At 41.5% G+C, this 19,788-nt stretch carries 12 protein-coding genes, 2 tRNA genes and 3 rRNA genes; 2 read left to right on the plus strand and 15 right to left on the minus strand.

Going from position 1 to position 19,788, the window contains the following annotated elements; genetic code table 11:
• From BHECKSOX2_RS00165 to gshA, 11 genes are all read right to left on the minus strand, one after another.
• The coding region (locus tag BHECKSOX2_RS00165) for a transposase (RefSeq protein ID WP_139682050.1) at positions 1 to 440 on the minus strand (440 nt) is incomplete at its 3' end.
• A 291-nt stretch (positions 441 to 731) separates the two neighbouring features.
• Positions 732 to 847 (minus strand): 5S ribosomal RNA (gene rrf, locus BHECKSOX2_RS00170).
• 182 nt (positions 848 to 1,029) lie between these two features.
• Positions 1,030 to 3,919: ribosomal RNA gene (locus tag BHECKSOX2_RS00175) — 23S ribosomal RNA — on the minus strand.
• Between the two features lie 492 nt (positions 3,920 to 4,411).
• Positions 4,412 to 4,487 (minus strand) — tRNA-Ala (locus BHECKSOX2_RS00180).
• 107 nt (positions 4,488 to 4,594) lie between these two features.
• Positions 4,595 to 4,671, minus strand: a tRNA-Ile gene (locus tag BHECKSOX2_RS00185).
• A gap of 205 nt (positions 4,672 to 4,876) precedes the next feature.
• Positions 4,877 to 6,410: ribosomal RNA gene (locus BHECKSOX2_RS00190) — 16S ribosomal RNA — on the minus strand.
• Together the 16S, 23S and 5S rRNA genes with 2 tRNA genes alongside form the textbook arrangement of a ribosomal RNA operon.
• Positions 6,411 to 6,675: 265 nt before the next feature.
• Positions 6,676 to 7,143, minus strand: a complete 468-nt coding sequence (locus BHECKSOX2_RS00195) for a rhodanese-like domain-containing protein (protein WP_090717792.1) — start codon at positions 7,141 to 7,143, stop codon at positions 6,676 to 6,678.
• Position 7,144: 1 nt separating this feature from the next.
• A complete protein-coding gene (locus BHECKSOX2_RS00200; RefSeq protein ID WP_090717804.1) occupies positions 7,145 to 7,774 on the minus strand; it encodes a response regulator in 630 nt (209 codons plus the stop codon).
• A gap of 1 nt (position 7,775) precedes the next feature.
• Positions 7,776 to 9,260 carry a GAF domain-containing sensor histidine kinase gene (locus BHECKSOX2_RS00205; RefSeq protein WP_139681969.1) on the minus strand — a complete coding sequence of 495 codons (1,485 nt, stop codon included), beginning with the start codon at positions 9,258 to 9,260 and terminating at the stop codon, positions 7,776 to 7,778.
• A gap of 16 nt (positions 9,261 to 9,276) precedes the next feature.
• Positions 9,277 to 10,617 carry a tRNA uridine-5-carboxymethylaminomethyl(34) synthesis GTPase MnmE gene (gene mnmE, locus BHECKSOX2_RS00210; RefSeq protein WP_139681970.1) on the minus strand — a complete coding sequence of 447 codons (1,341 nt, stop codon included), beginning with the start codon at positions 10,615 to 10,617 and terminating at the stop codon, positions 9,277 to 9,279.
• Positions 10,610 to 12,163 carry a glutamate--cysteine ligase gene (gene gshA / locus BHECKSOX2_RS00215; protein ID WP_139681971.1) on the minus strand — a complete coding sequence of 518 codons (1,554 nt, stop codon included), beginning with the start codon at positions 12,161 to 12,163 and terminating at the stop codon, positions 10,610 to 10,612. Before gshA ends, mnmE begins: the two co-directional genes overlap by 8 nt.
• A 55-nt stretch (positions 12,164 to 12,218) precedes the next feature.
• Here gshA and BHECKSOX2_RS00220 point away from each other — a divergent pair, with 55 nt between their 5' ends.
• Positions 12,219 to 13,142: a Nudix family hydrolase gene (locus BHECKSOX2_RS00220; protein ID WP_139681972.1), complete on the plus strand. Its 924-nt coding sequence runs from the start codon at positions 12,219 to 12,221 to the stop codon at positions 13,140 to 13,142.
• Positions 13,143 to 13,178: 36 nt separating this feature from the next.
• On the opposite strand, the gene BHECKSOX2_RS00225 is transcribed toward BHECKSOX2_RS00220, so the two are convergent.
• The 3 genes from BHECKSOX2_RS00225 to yaaA all read right to left on the minus strand — a co-directional run bounded on the left by BHECKSOX2_RS00225 (position 13,179) and on the right by yaaA (position 14,948).
• Complete coding sequence (locus BHECKSOX2_RS00225; protein WP_139681973.1) at positions 13,179 to 13,475, minus strand: 4a-hydroxytetrahydrobiopterin dehydratase; 297 nt, start codon at positions 13,473 to 13,475, stop codon at positions 13,179 to 13,181.
• A gap of 61 nt (positions 13,476 to 13,536) precedes the next feature.
• A complete protein-coding gene (locus BHECKSOX2_RS00230; RefSeq protein WP_139681974.1) occupies positions 13,537 to 14,217 on the minus strand; it encodes a ComF family protein in 681 nt (226 codons plus the stop codon).
• Positions 14,193 to 14,948, minus strand: a complete 756-nt coding sequence (yaaA, locus tag BHECKSOX2_RS00235) for a peroxide stress protein YaaA (protein ID WP_139681975.1) — start codon at positions 14,946 to 14,948, stop codon at positions 14,193 to 14,195. The genes BHECKSOX2_RS00230 and yaaA overlap by 25 nt, the downstream gene beginning before the upstream one ends.
• Positions 14,949 to 15,078: 130 nt before the next feature.
• Between yaaA and gltB the strand changes: the two genes are divergently transcribed.
• The gene (gene gltB, locus BHECKSOX2_RS00240) at positions 15,079 to 19,572 is read left to right on the plus strand and encodes a glutamate synthase large subunit (protein WP_139681976.1); all 4,494 of its coding nucleotides are present in this window, start codon (positions 15,079 to 15,081) and stop codon (positions 19,570 to 19,572) included.
• Between the two features lie 46 nt (positions 19,573 to 19,618).
• Here the strand turns inward: gltB and BHECKSOX2_RS10690 are convergent, their stop codons facing one another.
• Positions 19,619 to 19,726 (minus strand): integrase core domain-containing protein, encoded by a 108-nt coding sequence (locus BHECKSOX2_RS10690; RefSeq protein ID WP_139682051.1) that lies wholly within the window; start codon positions 19,724 to 19,726, stop codon positions 19,619 to 19,621.
• Positions 19,727 to 19,788: the final 62 nt, after the last annotated feature.

Below are 19,788 nucleotides of genomic sequence, written 5' to 3' on the forward strand. Positions count from 1 at the left end.
GTGGTGTCAATTAATACTGTTGCTTCTTGGGCTTGTTTGCCATGTAAGGCGACACTCATTTTAAAAATAAGATTAAAGCCTTTAACGCCTATACGCTTTCTAAAGTGCACCAACTCGGTGGCATTGCAAGGCATGCCTGGTATATAGTTTGAGTGACCACAGAAGTATTGGTAATAAGGGTTGCGCTTAAACTGTAAAACAACACGCTCATCAGAGAGGTTTTCTAGTTGTTTAAGCAAAAGCAAACCTACCATCAGCCTGATGGGTTTTGAGGGTCTGCCATTGTTTTGAGAGTAATGTTGCTCAAAGGCATCATCAAAGACTGTCCAATTAATAGTGTTGGCTAGTTGTATTAAAGGGTCTTTGACATCTAATTGAGAAAAGAGCTCTGAATGAAAAAGATTTGATTGGGTGGATATTGGGCTAGATTTAGTTAACATTTTTTTAAGCAAAACGACCAAGAAATAAGGGGTATTTTAGCAAAAGTTGGTTGATTTGTCTAGGGTTATTGTTGGTTTTATTGTTATAAATCAATTTGTTGTGTGGTTTTTAAGGGTTGACTAATTATTAACAATTAAAAAGTAATAGGCAAAAAAATACCTCAACACTTATAAAGTATTGAGGTATTTTGTGGTATTTTTGAAATTTTACAAAGTAGATTTCAAGGAGTTTAGTAAAACTAAACGACTGAAAATCTAACGCAGTAAAAACCAAAAATAGCCGAAATTAAAGCCTAGCAATGTCCTACTCTCACATGGGGAGACCCCACACTACCATCGGCGCTAAGTGGTTTCACTACTGAGTTCGGGATGGGATCAGGTGGGTCACACTCGCTATTGTCACTAAGCAAACTGGTTTTTTATTTACGCCTAGCGCAAATAAAATAATTAAAAAGTTTTTATACCTTGGTTATTACTAACCAGAAGATATAACAATTAATACATGTATAAAGTTTACACACTTACTCAGTGTATTGCATAACACATCAACACAAAAATTATAGATTCATCTAAATAATTTGGGTGTTATATGGTCAAGCCTCACGATCAATTAGTACAGGTTAGCTTCACACATCACTGCGCTTCCACACCCTGCCTATCAACCTTGTAGTCTTCAAGGGATCTTTAGGAGAGTTAAACTCTCAGGGAGACCTAATCTTGGGAGGGGCTTCCCGCTTAGATGCTTTCAGCGGTTATCCTTTCCACACATAGCTACTCGGCAATGCGACTGGCGTCACAACCGAAACACCAGAGGTGTGTCCATTCCGGTCCTCTCGTACTAAGAACAGCTTCCCTCAAGTCTCCAACGCCCACGGTAGATAGGGACCGAACTGTCTCACGACGTTCTAAACCCAGCTCGCGTACCACTTTAAATGGCGAACAGCCATACCCTTGGGACCTGCTTCAGCCCCAGGATGTGATGAGCCGACATCGAGGTGCCAAACACCGCCGTCGATGTGAACTCTTGGGCGGTATCAGCCTGTTATCCCCGGCGTACCTTTTATCCGTTGAGCGATGGTCCTTCCACTCAGAACCACCGGATCACTAAGACCTAGTTTCCTACCTGCTCGACGTGTCAGTCTCGCAGTCAAGCACCCTTTTACCTTTGCGCTCATTGCACGATGTCCGACCGTGCTGAGGGTACCTTTGCGCTCCTCCGTTACTCTTTAGGAGGAGACCGCCCCAGTCAAACTACCCACCATGCATTGTCCCCAATCCGGATAACGGACCTAGGTTAGAACCCCAACCATACCAGGGTGGTATTTCAAGGGTGGCTCCACTCAAACTAGCGTTCAAGTTTCAAAGCCTCCCACCTATCCTACACAAGTAGGATCAGAGTTCAATGCAAAGCTGTAGTAAAGGTGCACGGGGTCTTTCCGTCTGGCCGCGGGTATACTGCATCTTAACAGCAATTTCAATTTCACTGAGTCTCGGGTGGAGACAGTGTGGCCCTCGTTACGCCATTCGTGCAGGTCGGAACTTACCCGACAAGGAATTTCGCTACCTTAGGACCGTTATAGTTACGGCCGCCGTTTACTTGGGCTTCGATCAAAAGCTTCGGACGAATCCTAACCTCATCAATTAACCTTCAAGCACCGGGCAGGCGTCACACCCTATACGTCCACTTACGTGTTTGCAGAGTGCTGTGTTTTTAATAAACAGTCGGAGCCACCTGGTATCTTCAACTCTTACCAGCTCATTTAGCAAGTAAAATCACCAGCAAGAGCACACCTTCTCCCGAAGTTACGGTGTCATTTTGCCTAGTTCCTTCACCCGAGTTCTCTCAAGCGCCTTAGAATTCTCATCTCGTCCACCTGTGTCGGTTTGGGGTACGGTTTCATATAACCTGAAGCTTAGAGGATTTTCCTGGAAGCATGGTATCACTCACTTCTCCCAAAAGAGGGATCGTTATCACGCCTTGAATAAAGGCTACCGGATTTTCCTAATAGCCAATCTACACGCTTAAACTTGGACAACCATCGCCAAGCTGAGCTAACCTTCTCCGTCTTCCCATCGCAGTTATATGAAGTACAGGAATATTAACCTGTTTCCCATCGACTACGCATTTCTGCCTCGCCTTAGGGGCCGACTAACCCTACGCCGATTAACGTTGCGTAGGAAACCTTGGACTTCTGGCGAGGGGGTTTTTCACCCCCTTTATCGTTACTCATGTCAGCATTCGCACTTCTGATACCTCCAGCATTCCTCACAGAATACCTTCAACGGCTTACAGAACGCTCTCCTACCATCGCAATAAATTGCGATCCGTAGCTTCGGTATGTAGTTTTAGCCCCGTTAAATCTTCCGCGCAAACCGACTCGACCAGTGAGCTATTACGCACTCTTTAAAGGAATGGCTGCTTCTAAGCCAACCTCCTGGCTGTCTGGGCCTTTTCACATCGTTTCCCACTTAACTACAATTTTGGGACCTTAGCTGACGGTCTGGGTTGTTTCCCTTTCCACTACGGACGTTAGCACCCGCAGTGTGTCTGCCATGCTCATACTTTCAGGTATTCGGAGTTTGCAATGGTTTACTAAGTCTTGACGACCCGCTAGCCATAACAGTGCTCTACCCCCTGAAGTAATACATGACGCTCTACCTAAATAGATTTCGGAGAGAACCAGCTATCTCCGGGTTTGTTTGGCCTTTCACCCCTATCCACAGCTCATCCCCTCATTTTTCAACATAAGTGGGTTCGGGCCTCCAGTTAGTTTTACCTAACCTTCACCCTGGCCATGGATAGATCACCCGGTTTCGGGTCTACTCCCAGCAACTAATCGCCCATTTAAGACTCGGTTTCCCTACGGCTCCCCTAATGGTTAACCTTGCTACTGAGAAGTAAGTCGCTGACCCATTATACAAAAGGTACGCAGTCACGGAATAAATCCGCTCCTACTGCTTGTATGCATACGATTTCAGGTTCTATTTCACTCCCCTCCCGGGGTTCTTTTCGCCTTTCCCTCACGGTACTTGTTCACTATCGGTCATTAGAGAGTATTTAGCCTTGGAGGGTGGTCCCCCCATATTCAAACAGCGTTTCACGTGCGCCGCCTTACTCGATTTCACATAAATCTAATTTTCGTGTACGGGACTATCACCCTGTATCGTTGAACTTTCCAGAACATTCTACTAATTAAAAATATGCTTAAGGGCTGTTCCCCGTTCGCTCGCCGCTACTAAGGGAATCTCGGTTGATTTCTTTTCCTCTAGGTACTTAGATGTTTCAGTTCCCTAGGTTTGCCTCCTTAACCTATGTATTCAGTTAAGGATAATGGTCTGATGACCACTGGGTTTTCCCATTCGGAGATCTCCGGCTAATAATGCTTATTATCAGCTAACCGAAGCTTATCGCAGATTATCACGTCCTTCATCGCCTTCTAATGCCAAGGCATCCGTCGTATGCACTTATTCACTTGACCATATAACCCCAAACCATCTAAAACATGTTTCCAAATTTTCTCTTTATCTGTGTTGTTTTATTGCCTCAATCAATCATTTAGCAACGCTAAACTCTTTCAATCGTCAATAAAACATCTTATCAAAGAAAAAATCTGAAATCACTCAAGTTCAGTGTCATACAGTTAGTATTTCACCAAGAAGTCACAAATTGTGATAAATCACAATCGGTGAATTCTTTTCTTTCTTATTTCACCAGCGGTTTTTACACCGCCGATGAGAATCCATATTTTTTGAAATTGTTGTGTCAATGCAATACACCAATGAAAACTATCATCACAACAGTTTTCGCGTTGTTATATTGTATATTTACAAACTTTACTTCATGTATTAAATTATTAAAGAGCCCCACACTCGTAAGCGTGGTATAAAAACTTAAATAAAATCACAATATGGTTTTATTTAAGTTTTTAAAAAAATGAAAACTTAGTTTTTTTGCAAAAGCAAAAACAATGTGGTGGAGCCAGGGAGGATCGAACTCCCGACCTCTTGCGTGCAAGGCAAGCGCTCTCCCAGCTGAGCTATGGCCCCTTGAAAACAGTAAAAAATACTGTAATTTTTATTTTTGCAAGGCGAGGGGACGACAGAGTTTATGTTAATAAACGACCAGGCCGACAACGCAGTCAAAAATGAAAATTTGGTGGGTCTGGGTGGATTTGAACCACCGACCTCACCCTTATCAGGGGTGCGCTCTAACCAACTGAGCTACAGACCCGAATGGTGGGATTATCTTTGCCTTATGTTGCGTTATTTTTATTCAGTCAGTCATGTATTTACACTACATTCCTTTTTTCAAAATAATACCTTACTTAAGACAAAAATATCCTGCGTAATTAACCACCAATAATTGGCAGTTATGCAATTCTTTCATTCTTCTTTATAGTTATCAAACAACTTGTTGTGGACACTCATACTTTTCTTAAGGAGGTGATCCAACCCCAGCTTCCGCTAGGGTTACCTTGTTACGACTTTACCCCAGTCATGAATCACAAAGTGGTGAGCGCCCAGATAAGCTACCCACTTCTTTTGCAACCCACTCCCATGGTATGACGGGCGGTGTGTACAAGACCCGGGAACGTATTCACCGTGGCGTTCTGATCCACGATTACTAGCGATTCCGACTTCACGGAGTCGAGTTGCAGACTCCGATCCGGACTACGAAAAGGTTTATGAGATTAGCTTGCTCTCGCGAGGTTGCGACCCTTTGTCCTTCCCATTGTAGCACGTGTGTAGCCCTGGTCGTAAGGGCCATGATGACTTGACGTCGTCCCCGCCTTCCTCCGGTTTATCACCGGCAGTCTCTTTATAGTTCCCACCATGATGTGCTGGCAAATAAAGATAAGGGTTGCGCTCGTTACGGGACTTAACCCAACATCTCACGACACGAGCTGACGACAGCCATGCAGCACCTGTATCACGGTTCCCGAAGGCACCAATCCATCTCTGGAAAGTTCCGTGTATGTCAAGACCAGGTAAGGTTCTTCGCGTTGCATCGAATTAAACCACATGCTCCACCGCTTGTGCGGGTCCCCGTCAATTCCTTTGAGTTTTAACCTTGCGGCCGTACTCCCCAGGCGGACAACTTAACGCGTTAGCTTCGCCACTAAGAGGTAAATCCTCCCAACGGCTAGTTGTCATCGTTTACGGCGTGGACTACCAGGGTATCTAATCCTGTTTGCTACCCACGCTTTCGTACCTCAGTGTCAGTATTAGTCCAGAAAGCTGCCTTCGCCATTGATGTTCCTTCAGATATCTACGCATTTCACCGCTACACCTGAAATTCCACTTTCCTCTCCTATACTCTAGTTTGCCAGTTTCAAATGCAGTTCCTAGGTTGAGCCCAGGGCTTTCACATCTGACTTAACAAACCACCTACGCACGCTTTACGCCCAGTAATTCCGATTAACGCTTGCACCCTCCGTATTACCGCGGCTGCTGGCACGGAGTTAGCCGGTGCTTCTTCTAAAGTTAACGTCAAGGCTAATGGGTATTAACCATTAGCTTTTCTTCACAATTGAAAGTGCTTTACAACCCTCAGGCCTTCTTCACACACGCGGTATTGCTGGATCAGGGTTGCCCCCATTGTCCAATATTCCCCACTGCTGCCTCCCGTAGGAGTCTGGACCGTGTCTCAGTTCCAGTGTGGCTGATCATCCTCTCAGACCAGCTAAAGATCGTCGCCTTGGTGAGCTTTTACCTCACCAACAAGCTAATCTTACGCAGGCTCATCTGATAGCGTGAAGCCCGAAGGTCCTCCACTTTACTCCATAGAGATTATGCGGTATTAATCCAGATTTCTCTGGGCTATCCCCCACTATCAGGCAGATTCCTACGCGTTACTCACCCGTCCGCCACTCGACGCCTAAGAGCAAGCTCTTATCGTTTCCGTTCGACTTGCATGTGTTAAGCATACCGCCAGCGTTCAATCTGAGCCAGGATCAAACTCTTCAGTTTAATTCTAACTATTTAGAACATTGGCAACACTTATAAATAAGTGCGCTTTGCGTTCAATTTTTTTAAAAGCTTAATTGCTTTAGTTTTTTATGTGCACTTGCACAATTTAATGTACGAGTGCCCACACAAGTTGTTTGATAAATTTTTAAAGAGCAACTAAATTGAAAAAAAATAATGTTTCAACTCAGTGAAAGGTGGCAATTATACAAGCAAAAAATCTTGCGTCAAGCACTATTTCACTTTTTTATTAAATTAATTTCTAAAATTAGAGATTGGGCTGTAATTTTTCTTCTGAAACCGCTTGGTTAAGCCATTTGTCAGCTTCATCAATATCAACGATGTCATCTTTTATATTAAGCATTTCTAAGTCGTTATCATTCCAACCTTTAATACCTAACTTTAGAGAACGAACATTTTCAAACCCCATTTGTTGCATAGTCAGTGCCGCAAGAGCAGAGCGGTTGCCTGAACGACAAATAAGTACAATGTTTTGATTTCTAGCTTCTGCCAACTTAGGTATGGTGTCATCATAGTTCCAAACGCAAGCACCTTCAAGCACACCACGGGCAACATGTAGAGCGTCTTTAATATGCATCATTTCAAATTCGGCTTGCTCACGAATATCTAATAATATCAAATCAGAGTTTTGTTCAATTTCTTCTTCCAAATCCCAAGGCAATATCTCATCTACACAGACTAATGCTTTTGCTACTAATTTTTGATAATCATCCATATTACTTACAGTAACCTTTTTCGGTCACCATCACGGCAACTTCAACCCTTGAAGAAAGCGATAATTTTTTTAAAATTGATTTCACATGTAACTTAACTGTGCCATCTGAAATACCCAGCTCTCTAGCAATAACCTTGTTACTATGTCCGCCTGATATTTGACAAGCCACTTCTTTTTCTCGTTTGGTGAGTAGCTCAAAAGAAGATTCACTATCTGTCAATTCATTCTTCAGCGCCTTGACCAATACATGTGTCATATCTTGCGTAACAATAATCGACCCTGTTGCCACTTCATTGAGCGAATCTACCAACTCATCTGGATCCATATCCTTTAGTAAATACCCTTGGGCGCCGTATTTTAAACAATCACGCAAATCATTTTCATCAGTACTGGTGGTTAATATTACTACTGGTGTTTGTTCATTGCGCTCTTTCAGGGTCTTTAACACCTCAAGTCCTGACATACTTGGCATACGCAAGTCTAACAAGATAATATCTATTAATAAGTCTGGGATTTCTTCTAAGCCTTGTTCAGGTGAAGAGGCCGCCTTAGCACTGATTTTTCTGGACTCTAATAATGAGACAAGCCCGTTACGGAATAAGGCGTGGTCATCAATAATATAAATCTTCATTTTATACATCCTCCCCAAAACTCACGGTCACTCGCGTGCCTTCATCAACTTCGGATTCAATGTCAATATGCGCACCGATTCTACTCGCACGCTCTTTCATAATATTCATACCGATATTATTCCCCATTACTTCGGTGTCAAGTGTGTCTTTTTTAAAGCCTACACCATCATCTTCAATCAGCAACTGGCATTGTGGCTCAGCAGAAAACAAAATTCGCACATTACGCGCCTTGGCATGTTTGCGAATATTAGACAAGGCTTCTTGGGTAATACGCATAATTTGCATTTCTGTTTCTGAGGTAAGGTCGAACTTGCCTTCTACTTGTAAATAAGTAGCAATATTTTCTTCTGCCCTAAAACTATTGACTAGATTTTCTAATGAAGCTTCTATGCCTCTAGGGTCTAAAGGCACACGGAAATTACACATTAATTCTCTGAGCTCTTGATTGGCTTGGGTAATGTTTAACTGCAAACTGGTAACTTTTTCACCCGCATCTCTTTTGTTGCCTTGCTTCAACATATCGTCTAAGACAGTCACTTGTAGTTTTAAACTGTAAATAGTTTGCGCTAAAGAATCGTGAATTTCTTGTGATAAGAATAAGCGCTCCTGCGAGAGTTCTAGTCGCTTAGTTTCTTCGTCAAGTCTTGCCTTGTCAAGTGCAATGGCAATATTATCAGCAATGGATTCAAGCAATGCACGCTCGTCAAAAGCGAGTGAAGGCTCAGAATCAAAAAATAAATTAAATACGCCTAAGGTTTTTCCGTGGTATTTCAGGGGAATAAAAATCGTACCAACGCTCGCTTTAGCCTCAGATTTTTCGCCCACACACTGTTGACAAGTATGTACACTAAACTGCACATAACTGTCTTGTGCCATTGCCACTTCACCACAAAAGCAATCACTACTAACCACATCAATTTCTTGCCCCTTGTCGTCAATTACTCCACTTTGCGCGACTAAATGCAATTCTGTATCATTGATTAAACGGCGTGCCACACCCGAAGATGCGTGTGTCATTTGCATAAATACACCTAAAAAATACTCAAATAATTCTGTAGCGGAATGCATTGAGTTAAGTTTAGATGACACACTATAAAGCGTTTCTAATGAAGCCGATTTTTTACTCAGACGCTGAACCTGCTTGTGCAAAATATCCTCCATGTCGTCATATAAATATTGGTTTTCATCAATCAGATGATTAATCGCTGTGGCAACAGGCTGAAATGCGGTTTTCTGTTTGTCATTTAGGCGTGCACTTTGATCAATATTGTAATCAATTACCCATTGTTGCAAATCCGTAAATGGCGATAAAAAGTCCTTACGAATAGATAAATATAAACCCAAATATATTAACAATATTAATAGAGCAAAACCCATATCAATAATATTAGATGACTGATAAACTGAAAGCATTGCATGCCACAACAATGGCGACAAGGTAGTCGTTACCAATAAGTAAAGATAAAATTTTGCTTTAATACCCATAACAATGTAAATATCTCTACTTACCAATACAAAAAGAAGAAAAAATCTCACCCAACAAATCATCAGATGAGAACTCTCCAGTGATACTACCTAAATCTTGAGCGGCATAGTATAAATCTTGAGCAAGCAACTCGCTGGCATTATTGTCAAGTTGCGTCAAGGCGTCCAACACGGATGCCAATGCCGCCTCTAAGGCAATAATATGGCGCTTGCGTGCTAGCAAAACGCCTTCGCCAGTATCACTTAAACCCGCAATCTCTGAGAGTTTTTGTTTTAACAAATCAACACCCTTTGAATGTTTGGCACAGATTGACAACTGGATCTGATGCTCTATATGTTCTACACCCACAACATCATTGGTTAAATCTATCTTGTTTTTAATCAATAATATCGATTTACCATCAATACCACTTGGTAAGATTGATAAATCTGGTGTTTCATCTTGCGCATCAAAGACCAATAACACTACATCAGCGCGTTCAATTTCACCATGCGCTCTCTTAATGCCTTCTTGTTCTACTTTATCCTCACTCGTGCGCAGTCCTGCCGTATCAATAATATTGAGTGGCATGCCATTAATGTGTATCGTTTCCTTCAACACATCACGCGTAGTACCTGCAATATCTGTCACAATCGCACTGGATTCTTGCGTCAATGCATTCAGTAGCGATGATTTACCCGCATTTGGTTTGCCCGCAATTGCGATATTTAGGCCTTCTCTTAAAATCACACCCTGCTGTGCAGCATCTAAAATAGATTGAATATCTTTTTTAATTTTTTCAATCTTTTGTTTAACCTCACCTGATGCTAAGAAATCAATTTCTTCATCAGAAAAATCAATCGTCGCTTCAACAAAAACTCGCAACCCAATTAACGAGTGCGTTAGCGCATTCACTTGTTCGGAAAACTCGCCCGATAAAGAACGCAGTGCTGAGCGTGCAGATTGCTTAGAGCTGGCATCAATGATATCTGCCACTGCTTCAGCTTGTATCAAGTCCATTTTACCATTGAGAAAAGCGCGTTTAGAAAACTCACCCGGCTCGGCTGCTTCTGCGCCTAATGATATGGCAGCCTCTAATAATAACCGCATAACCAAAATACCGCCATGCCCTTGTAACTCTAAAACATCTTCGCCGGTAAATGAGTTTGGTGCTGGAAAAAACAACGCTACGCCCTTATCAATTTCATCCCCCTCTTGACTAAAAAACGAACCATAATGTGCATAGCGCGCCTTAGGGACTTTCCCCAACATCTTTTGGGCAATCTCGCCTGCAAGTGTACCAGAAACACGCACAACGCCAATACCACCTTGCCCTAAAGCACTTGCCAATGCGCAAATTGTCGTTGCATTATTCATCAATAAAATAATTCTCTAAATAGGCATCAAAAGACCCATTATCCGCTTGTTCTATTTCGAGCTGCTGCTGACAAGATTTTTTGGCTTGTTGGTCTAGATAATCAAAATGCACTTGGTCAATTTCCTTTACAAGAAAGGCGCTTTGATGTTGTTTAGCCCAAGCATTAGTATAATCAAAAAACCCTTGATTGTGGTTTTTCATCTCACTCAGTGTCATCGCAGAAGGTGTGAACTCAGCGTGTTCAATACGCCTGCCTATTGTATTAACAGCCGTCTGATAATCCTGCCCCAATAACTCAGCACATAGATAAATTTTGTCCATGACTGTTCTACCTAAATCTTGCAATAGAATGCTTTTCCCTTGATGCATCAAGACTAATTTGGGTTGACGCCCCTTGTGCGCTACTAACTGGTCATTAGCATCACATTCAACTTGTTCTCTACTGCAAATAACTGGCGAATCCTCTAGTAAACAAAATAGCAAAAATGCCTCTAAGAACAATACTTGTGTTTTATCAATACCCAGTGGTAAACTTGAATTAATATCCAATGAACGCAACTCAATATAGCCGATACCATTCTCATGCAAAGCATCTAAAGGTTTCTTACCTGAAACAACATTTGGCTTAGGACGCACAGAGGCATAATATTCATTTTCAATTTGTAAAATATTGGCGTTTAATTGTTGATATTGCCCTTGTTTTTTAAGCCCAATTTCTTCATAGGCGGAGCACGGTGTCTGCATACCAGACTTTAAACTATGAATATAATGCGCTAACGAATTATAATTTGCCTTTACCCCTGCCTCATCTTCACGCAGATTTTGATAACCAATATCCCCCATTCGCAATGAAGTGGCATACGGTTCATACAAAGTAGAATCATTAAATTCAATCAATGAATGCTGATGATAGCCCTTGAGAAAAGATTTACAAACCGCACTTGATGCACCAAATAAATAAGGAATCAACCAACCATAACGCACCACATTACGCGTCAATGCCATATAACTTTGGTCGTTAAACTCCCTAAATACTTCACTCGGCGCTTTTAACAAATGGTACTGTTTAAGAAAATCCTGAGCAAAGGAATAATTAAAATGAATACCCGCAATCGTTTGCATTACACTGCCATAACGATTAGCAAGCCCGTGTCGATAAACAGTTTTCATCATGCCTTGATTACTGGTTCCATATTGTGCAATAGGAATATAAGTTTCACCACGAATCACGCACGGCATACTTGCTGTCCAAAAGCTTTGGTCCTTTGGCAAATGATGATATAAATATTGTTGCGTTTTAGATAAAAATGCCAACATTTCATCAGCACTATTTGTAGGCGGCGTGACTAATTCAATGAGTGACTCAGAAAAATCAGTGGTAATGTTTGGGTGCGTCAACGCACAACCAAGTGCCTTAGGATGTGGCGCTTGAGAGATGCCACCTTTGCTTGATACTCGCAAACCTTCTTTTTCCAACCCCATCAAATTGCCCTTTAACAATGCACTATAAGGTTTTAATTGTTGAATTTTTTCCGTTAAATTCAAAGTCTTGCTCTTGCCTAATATAAAATAATGCTATCATTTTACAGCAGAGGAACTCATGCAAACAATTAAGGCAGTTGTTGGTGTTTTACGCAACAAAAATCAAGAAATACTCATTGCACAACGCAGAAAATCACAATTTATGGGTGGGTTTTGGGAATTGCCAGGTGGCAAAATTGAGAATGAAGAATCACCAGAACAAGCCATCATTAGAGAACTTAATGAAGAACTCGGCATCCAAGTTAAACACTCAAGTCTACACCAAACGATGGTGCATCACTATGAAGATAGAATCGTTGAACTGAGTATTTACAACATCAATCAATACCAAAATACACCCATAGGACTTGAAGGTCAAGCAATCGCTTGGGCTAGAGTTACTGATTTAAACAACCATCAACTATTACCAACCATGCGTGCCTTTATCCACTCAATCACCTTACCTAATAAATACTGGATTACGCCTTCAGATCAGTACCAAAGCGATGAATGGATGAGCAAATTTGAGCAAAAACTCACCTCAGGCATTGGCCTCATCCAACTGCGAAGCAAAACTATACTCAATAGTGAATTTATCACCGAACTTTACAACAAATGTAAGCATAATAGTGTTAAATTACTACTTAATACCGCCAATAAAACCTTTAATGAGCCTAGTAGTGATGGCTGGCATCTCACTACCAATGAAATGTTGCAATTAGACAAAAGACCCTGTACTAAGGATAAATTACTCGGCGTATCCACCCACAATCTCACCGAAGCGCTCAAAGCCCAGTCCATCGGTGCCGATTTTGTCGTCATTTCTCCCGTGCAAGCCACTCAAACTCACCCAGATACCATACCGATCGGTTGGGACAGTGCCATTGATGTGGTGGATAAACTCAATATCCCTGTTTATTTTCTCGGTGGCATGAGAATTAAAGATTTAGAAAAAACCCGTAAAATCGGCGCTCAAGGCATCGCTGGGGTGAGTGCTTTTTAAAAATCAGGGTAAAGACACAATGAGACCTTTACAGTGTTAATATTTGGCGTCAGTCATGACTTGTATGTTGCGCGCTAATTCAAAATCGCGTTCGCTGATTCCACCAACTTCATGCGTGATTAGATTGATTGCTACTTGTTTATAGCTATTACACCACTCAGGATGATGGTTGAGAGACTCAGCAATCAATGCCACTTTTGTCATAAAACTGAACGCTTCTATAAAATCATTAAACACATACTGACAATGTAATTTATTGTCTTCAACAGACCATGCGACATGTTGAGCAATAAATTGCTGTATTTCTGTTTCTGTTGCTTTCACCAATTTCATATTTTTTATTTTCACTTTATTGTTCAAAGAATAACTGACAGTGTTTTGTTTTCTTACTGGTCTAGGTCATCACTCTGGACAAAGTTAGAACATCACAACTTTGCACCCCTGCACTAATAACAGTTTTTGCCAATTCATTGAGACTTGCACCTGTTGTCATCACATCATCAACCAATAAAACTCGTTGATACAATATTGACTCAGCGTAAAACGCACCTTTGACTTCTTGTTGGCGCTGTTCGGCCTTGAGATTTGTTAAAGATTGGGTTGCTTTTATGCGTTTAACGCTATGGGTATCGACCATAATTCCTTGCTTACGCCTAATCACACTAAGTAGTTCTAACACTTGGTTAAAACCACGCTCCTGAATGCGTTTTGGACTAAGTGGCATAGGGATAATCGCATCATAATCTGGCAATGATTGATACTTATCAGCCAGTTTATACGCAAAATAATCACCAATGCAAAGTTGCTTATTGTATTTAAATAACTTAATGAGTTGCGCAACCAAACCTTGATAATCATACAAAGTATAGGCGCGACTAAAAGCAGGAGAATGACTCAAACATTGTCCACAAAAATCAAGGTTGCTATTGCTATTAACGGGATGTGCACAAGATTGACAACGGTTTTCTTGATTAGAAAACTCTGCTTCACATTCCTGACACACACAAAAATTTGCAGGCTCTATGCAAAGCATGCAAGACTGTTTGGGAATTATTGCTTGCGTGTAAATACCCATGTTGATTCATCAGATATGGATTGGTTAAACCCATAACCCTCAACATCAAACGCTTTGAGTAATTCAGGGTTTTCTAATTGATTATCGATCATATAACGCACCATCAAACCTCGTGCACGCTTGGCGTAAATACCAATAACTTTGTAGGCGTTATTTTTAAATTCTTTGAACACAATATTAATAATTTTGGCATTCAATGCTTTTTTGTCAATACCTTTGAAATACTCATTAGAAGCCAAATTGATAATCACTTCGGATTCATCTTTATTCAAAACTTGTGATATATCATCTCCCCAAAATTCGTATAAATTCTTACCCTTATCATTGGCAAGTCGGGTACCCATTTCCAAACGATAAGGCGCAATTAAATCCAATGGTCGAATCACCCCATACAAACCCGAAAGCATGCGCACAGAGGCTTGTGCAAATTTTAAATCTTGGGTGTCTAAACTAGATGCATCAATACCGTTATATACATCACCTTTAAAAGCAAATAGAGCTTGCTTGGCATTAACAAGTGTCAGCGGTGTTTTAAAGCTTTGAAAACGCTCAAAATTTAGAGCAGATAATTTTTCACTAATTGACATTAGACTGGATATTTCATCTTGACTTTTGTCTTTTAAAATATCAATCAGTGTCTGAGATTGTTTCATCTGGCGTGTTTGCGTAAAGGTAGTAACATCACTCGGATTAAAATCTTGGGTTTTGGAAGGTGAAATAACGGCTAACATAGGGTATAGATTCAACAAAATGTAGGGAAATATTCTACCCTAATCTTGACATCAAATACCGTATTTCAAACACTAAACATATGTCTTTTAGGTTATAATTTGGTGATTTTTTTTTGATTATTACTCAACAATGAAAGAGCCCTTATTACACCTACCAAAAGCACATGGTCTTTACCATCCAGATAACGAAAAAGAAAACTGCGGTGTTGGCTTTATTGCTCATGTAAAAGGCAAGTCATCACACACAATTACCACAGATGCTTTAGAAATGTTAACACGCATGGACCATCGTGGTGGCTGTGGCTGCGAAGCAAATACGGGTGATGGTGCAGGTATCTTAACCAATATCCCACACGAATTTTTTGCCAAAGAAATTAAAAAGTTATTCAATGTTGATGTTGAAAAAGGCGCCTATAGCGTGGGTAATGTTTTCTTGCCACAAGACGACAAACAGCGTGTACATTGCATGAGTCTAATGGAGGAGGCCATTATCAACGAAGGTCAAGCCCTGATTGGTTGGAGGGACACGCCGATTGATACCGATAAAGCAGATGTGGGTAATATTGCTAAAACCTCTCAGCCGATTATTAAACAACTCATTATTGCCAAGGCAAATGACATTGACACGCCTGCCTTTGAGCGTGCACTATTCGTAATCAGAAAACATGTCTCGCATGGTATCCGCACTGATGCCTCTTTATCACAGGCGCTGTTATTTTATGTGTGCAGTCTGTCTACTACTGTCATTATTTATAAAGGCATGCTAATGGGGTCTCAAGTGCTTAACTTTTATACGGATTTATCAGATCCTGAATATTCAACCTATTTGGCAATGGTACATTCTCGCTTCTCAACCAATACTTTCCCGTCTTGGGATAGGGCACAACCTTGTCGCTATATGTCACACAATGGAGAGATTAATACCCGTCAAGGTAATTTCAATTGGATGCATGCCAGAGAAGGCGTACTGGAAAGCGATTTATTTAAAGAGGATTTAGCCAAAACATTGCCAGTCATTGAAACTGAAGTATCCGACTCAGGTAGTTTTGACAATGTGTTAGAGTTCTTAATGATGAATGGTCGCACCTTGCAAGAAGCGGTATTAATGATGGTGCCAGAAGCTTGGCAAAATGATGCCAATATGAGTAATGAGAAAAAAGCCTTCTATGAATATTTCTCCAATGTGATGGAACCTTGGGATGGACCCGCCTCTATCGCCTTTACCGATGGTCATTATATTGGTGCAGTGCTTGACCGCAACGGTTTGCGTCCTTCACGCTATTACTTAACCCATGATGAGCGCGTCATTATGGCAAGTGAAGTTGGCGTAGTTGATGTGGAAAATGACAATATTAAAACCAAAGGCAGATTGCGACCTGGGAAAATGTTCTTAGTGGATTTTGAAAAAGGCGAATTACTTGATGATGAACGCATTAAATCAGACTTTGCCAAACAAAACCCTTATCAAGACTGGTTAGACGAGCAAACCATTCATTTATCAGAATTACATTGTGAAAATGAAGCACCTGGCTTTTATCCTGAAACGCTGATTCATCGCTTAAAAGCATTTGGTTATAGCACAGAAACCCTGCAATTTATGCTATTACCCTTAGTCACAGAATTGCGTGACCCCGTTGGGTCGATGGGTAATGACTCAGCTTTGGCTTGTTTATCTAGTCAATCTCGCATTATTTATGACTATTTCAAGCAACTGTTTGCTCAGGTTACCAACCCAGCCATTGATTCTATTCGTGAAGAAGTCGTTATGTCCTTGCGCTGTTCTATCGGTCCTGAAGGTAGTTTGCTAACCAATAAAGCCGAAAATGTACATCGCCTAGTGGTAGAACATCCAATCCTTACCAACGAAGAAACAGCAGCACTTAGACATTGCAATCATCGTGGCTGGACATCAAAAACCATTGATATTACTTACGACATTAATTCAAGCAAACACACTGCTGAGTTGCTTGACGATATTTGCAAACAAGGCTCACAAGCGATTCAAGACGGGCACAGCCTAATTATCTTATCTGATCGTGGAATCAATAAAGATCGTGTTGCTGTCTCTAGTCTATTGGCATCAAGTGCATTACACCGCCATCTTGTGGCTTGTTCGCAGCGCACTCAAGTTGGCATTATTGTTGAAACAGGTGAAGCAAGAGAAGTGCACCATTTCTGCTTAATGACAGGTTTTGGCGCTGATGCCATTAACCCATATTTAGCATTTGAAGCGCTTTGGCAAGCGCGTCGTGACAACATTATTGACATCCAGAGTGATGATGCTATTATTACCGCCTATCGTAAAGGCGTTGGCAAAGGCATGCTTAAAGTCATGGCAAAAATGGGTATTTCCACCTTAGAATCTTACAAAGGTGCGCAGATTTTTGAGGCTGTTGGTTTGGCACAAGAAGTCATGGACAAATGCTTCTTTAAAACAGCGTCTCGTATTGATGGCGTTGGTTTTGATATTCTTCAAAGTGAAGGCGAGAAGCGCCATCAACTTGCTTACCACAGCGAAACATTAGACAATTTAGGCCAATATCATTGGCGTAGTGGTGGCGAAACTCATATGTGGAATCCAGAAACCATTGCCAATCTGCAACTGGCTGCTCGCAACAATGACGAATCTGCTTATTGGGCATTTGCTAAACACGCTAATGAGCAGGGCACTCGCAATTCAACCCTACGCGGACTGATGGCCTTTAAAAAAAGCAATCCGATTGCCATTGATGATGTTGAGAGCGCCCAAGAAATTGTTAAACGCTTTGCCACAGGTGCTATGAGCTTTGGCTCTATTTCTGCTGAGTCACACGAATCCCTAGCCATTGCGATGAATCGCTTAGGTGGAAAATCTAACACTGGAGAGGGTGGCGAAGATGCCAAACGCTGGACGCCTGATGCCAATGGTGATTCACGCAGAAGTGCAATCAAGCAAGTGGCTTCTGGTCGTTTTGGTGTCACCATTGATTATTTAAACAACGCCGATGAAATCCAAATCAAGGTTTCACAAGGGGCAAAACCCGGTGAAGGTGGCGAATTACCAGGCACAAAAGTTGATGAAGGTATTGCTAAAATTAGACACTCAACCCCTGGTGTAGGTCTAATCTCACCACCACCGCATCACGATATTTATTCTATTGAAGATTTATCACAACTCATCTTTGACCTCAAGCGCTCTAATCCAGCTGCAAGAATTAGTGTGAAACTCGTAGCTGAAATAGGGGTTGGCACGATTGCTGCCGGTGTGACCAAGGCAAAATCTGACCATATTGTTATTGCTGGTCACGATGGTGGCACAGGCGCATCACCACTCACCTCAATCAAACACGCCGGTTTACCATGGGAATTAGGCTTAGCCGAAACACACCAAACCCTAGTAATGAATGACCTTCGTTCACGCGTGGTCATTCAAACAGATGGGCAACTGAAAACCGGAAGGGATGTTGCCATTGGTGTGTTGCTGGGCGCTGAAGAATTTGGTTTTTCTACTGCACCCCTTATCACCATGGGCTGTATTATGATGCGTAAATGTCACCTCAATACCTGTCCAGTCGGTATTGCCACACAAGACAAAGAACTGCGTAAGAAATTTACTGGAAAGCCAGAACATGTGGTGAACTACCTGTTTATGGTCGCACAGGAACTACGCCTTATCATGGCCGAATTAGGTTTTAAAACGATTAACGAAATGGTGGGTCGAGCAGATATGTTAGAGATGAATAAGGCCATTGACCATTGGAAACAAAGCTCTATTAATCTTGATGCACTACTCACACTCGCACAAAAACCACATGAGAATACGGGCACTTACCAAACTAAAACACAAGACCATGAGTTGGCAAGCCAACTTGACAACACCTTAATTGAGCAATCAAAAGATGCTATCGCTGGCAACAATAAAGTTAAATTTAATTCCAAAATTACCAATATTGACCGTGCAGTCGGTGCAATGCTCTCTTCATATATCGTCAAGGCTCGTGGTGGCAATAACTTAGAGGATGACTCAATCCATATTCATTTCACAGGCTCTGCTGGTCAATCGCTCGGTGCATTTTTAGCACAAGGCGTAACCTTGGAAATCGAGGGTGATGCCAACGATTATGTCGGTAAGGGCTTATCAGGCGGTCGCGTGATTGTTTATCCACCTAAAAATTCCACTTTTAATGCTGAAGAAGAAATCATTGCAGGCAATGTTTGTGGTTATGGTGCCACTGGTGGAGAGCTCTACTTATCAGGTTGCGTATCAGAGCGTTTCTGTGTGCGTAACTCTGGTGCAGTGGCTGTTGTAGAAGGTATTGGTGATCACGGTTGTGAATACATGACTGGCGGGAAAGCCATTATTTTAGGAGAAGTTGGTCGTAACTTTGCTGCTGGCATGTCGGGTGGCGTTGCTTTTGTTTATAACCCACACAAGACTTTTGATGGCATGCTCTCTACTGGTGCTATGCTAGATTTAGACCCGTTCAATGAAACCTATGAAAATGAACTAAAGCACTACATTCAAAATCATTATAACCTAACGGGTTCACAAATTGCTAAACGCATCTTAAGTGATTGGACTAATGCACTAAATGATTTCGTGTTAGTTATTCCCATAGAGTATAAACACGCATTGCAAAAGTAAAATGCTTGTGTAATACCCACAGAGGTCTGACTGCTTACAGTCTTTATTACGCTACCTTTGCTCTTGGCGGTATTCCGCCTAGGGAAAAATGTGGTCGTTTATTATTATAAACCCATAACCACTGAGTCGTTAAATATTGGATTAAATGCTTGATAGATAAGTATCAATATACCCTTATCTTCTTTGGATCTATATTCTTAATAGTTTGACATAACT

Source organism: thiotrophic endosymbiont of Bathymodiolus puteoserpentis (Logatchev), assembly GCF_900127505.1.
In the GTDB taxonomy this organism is placed as follows: domain Bacteria; phylum Pseudomonadota; class Gammaproteobacteria; order PS1; family Pseudothioglobaceae; genus Thiodubiliella.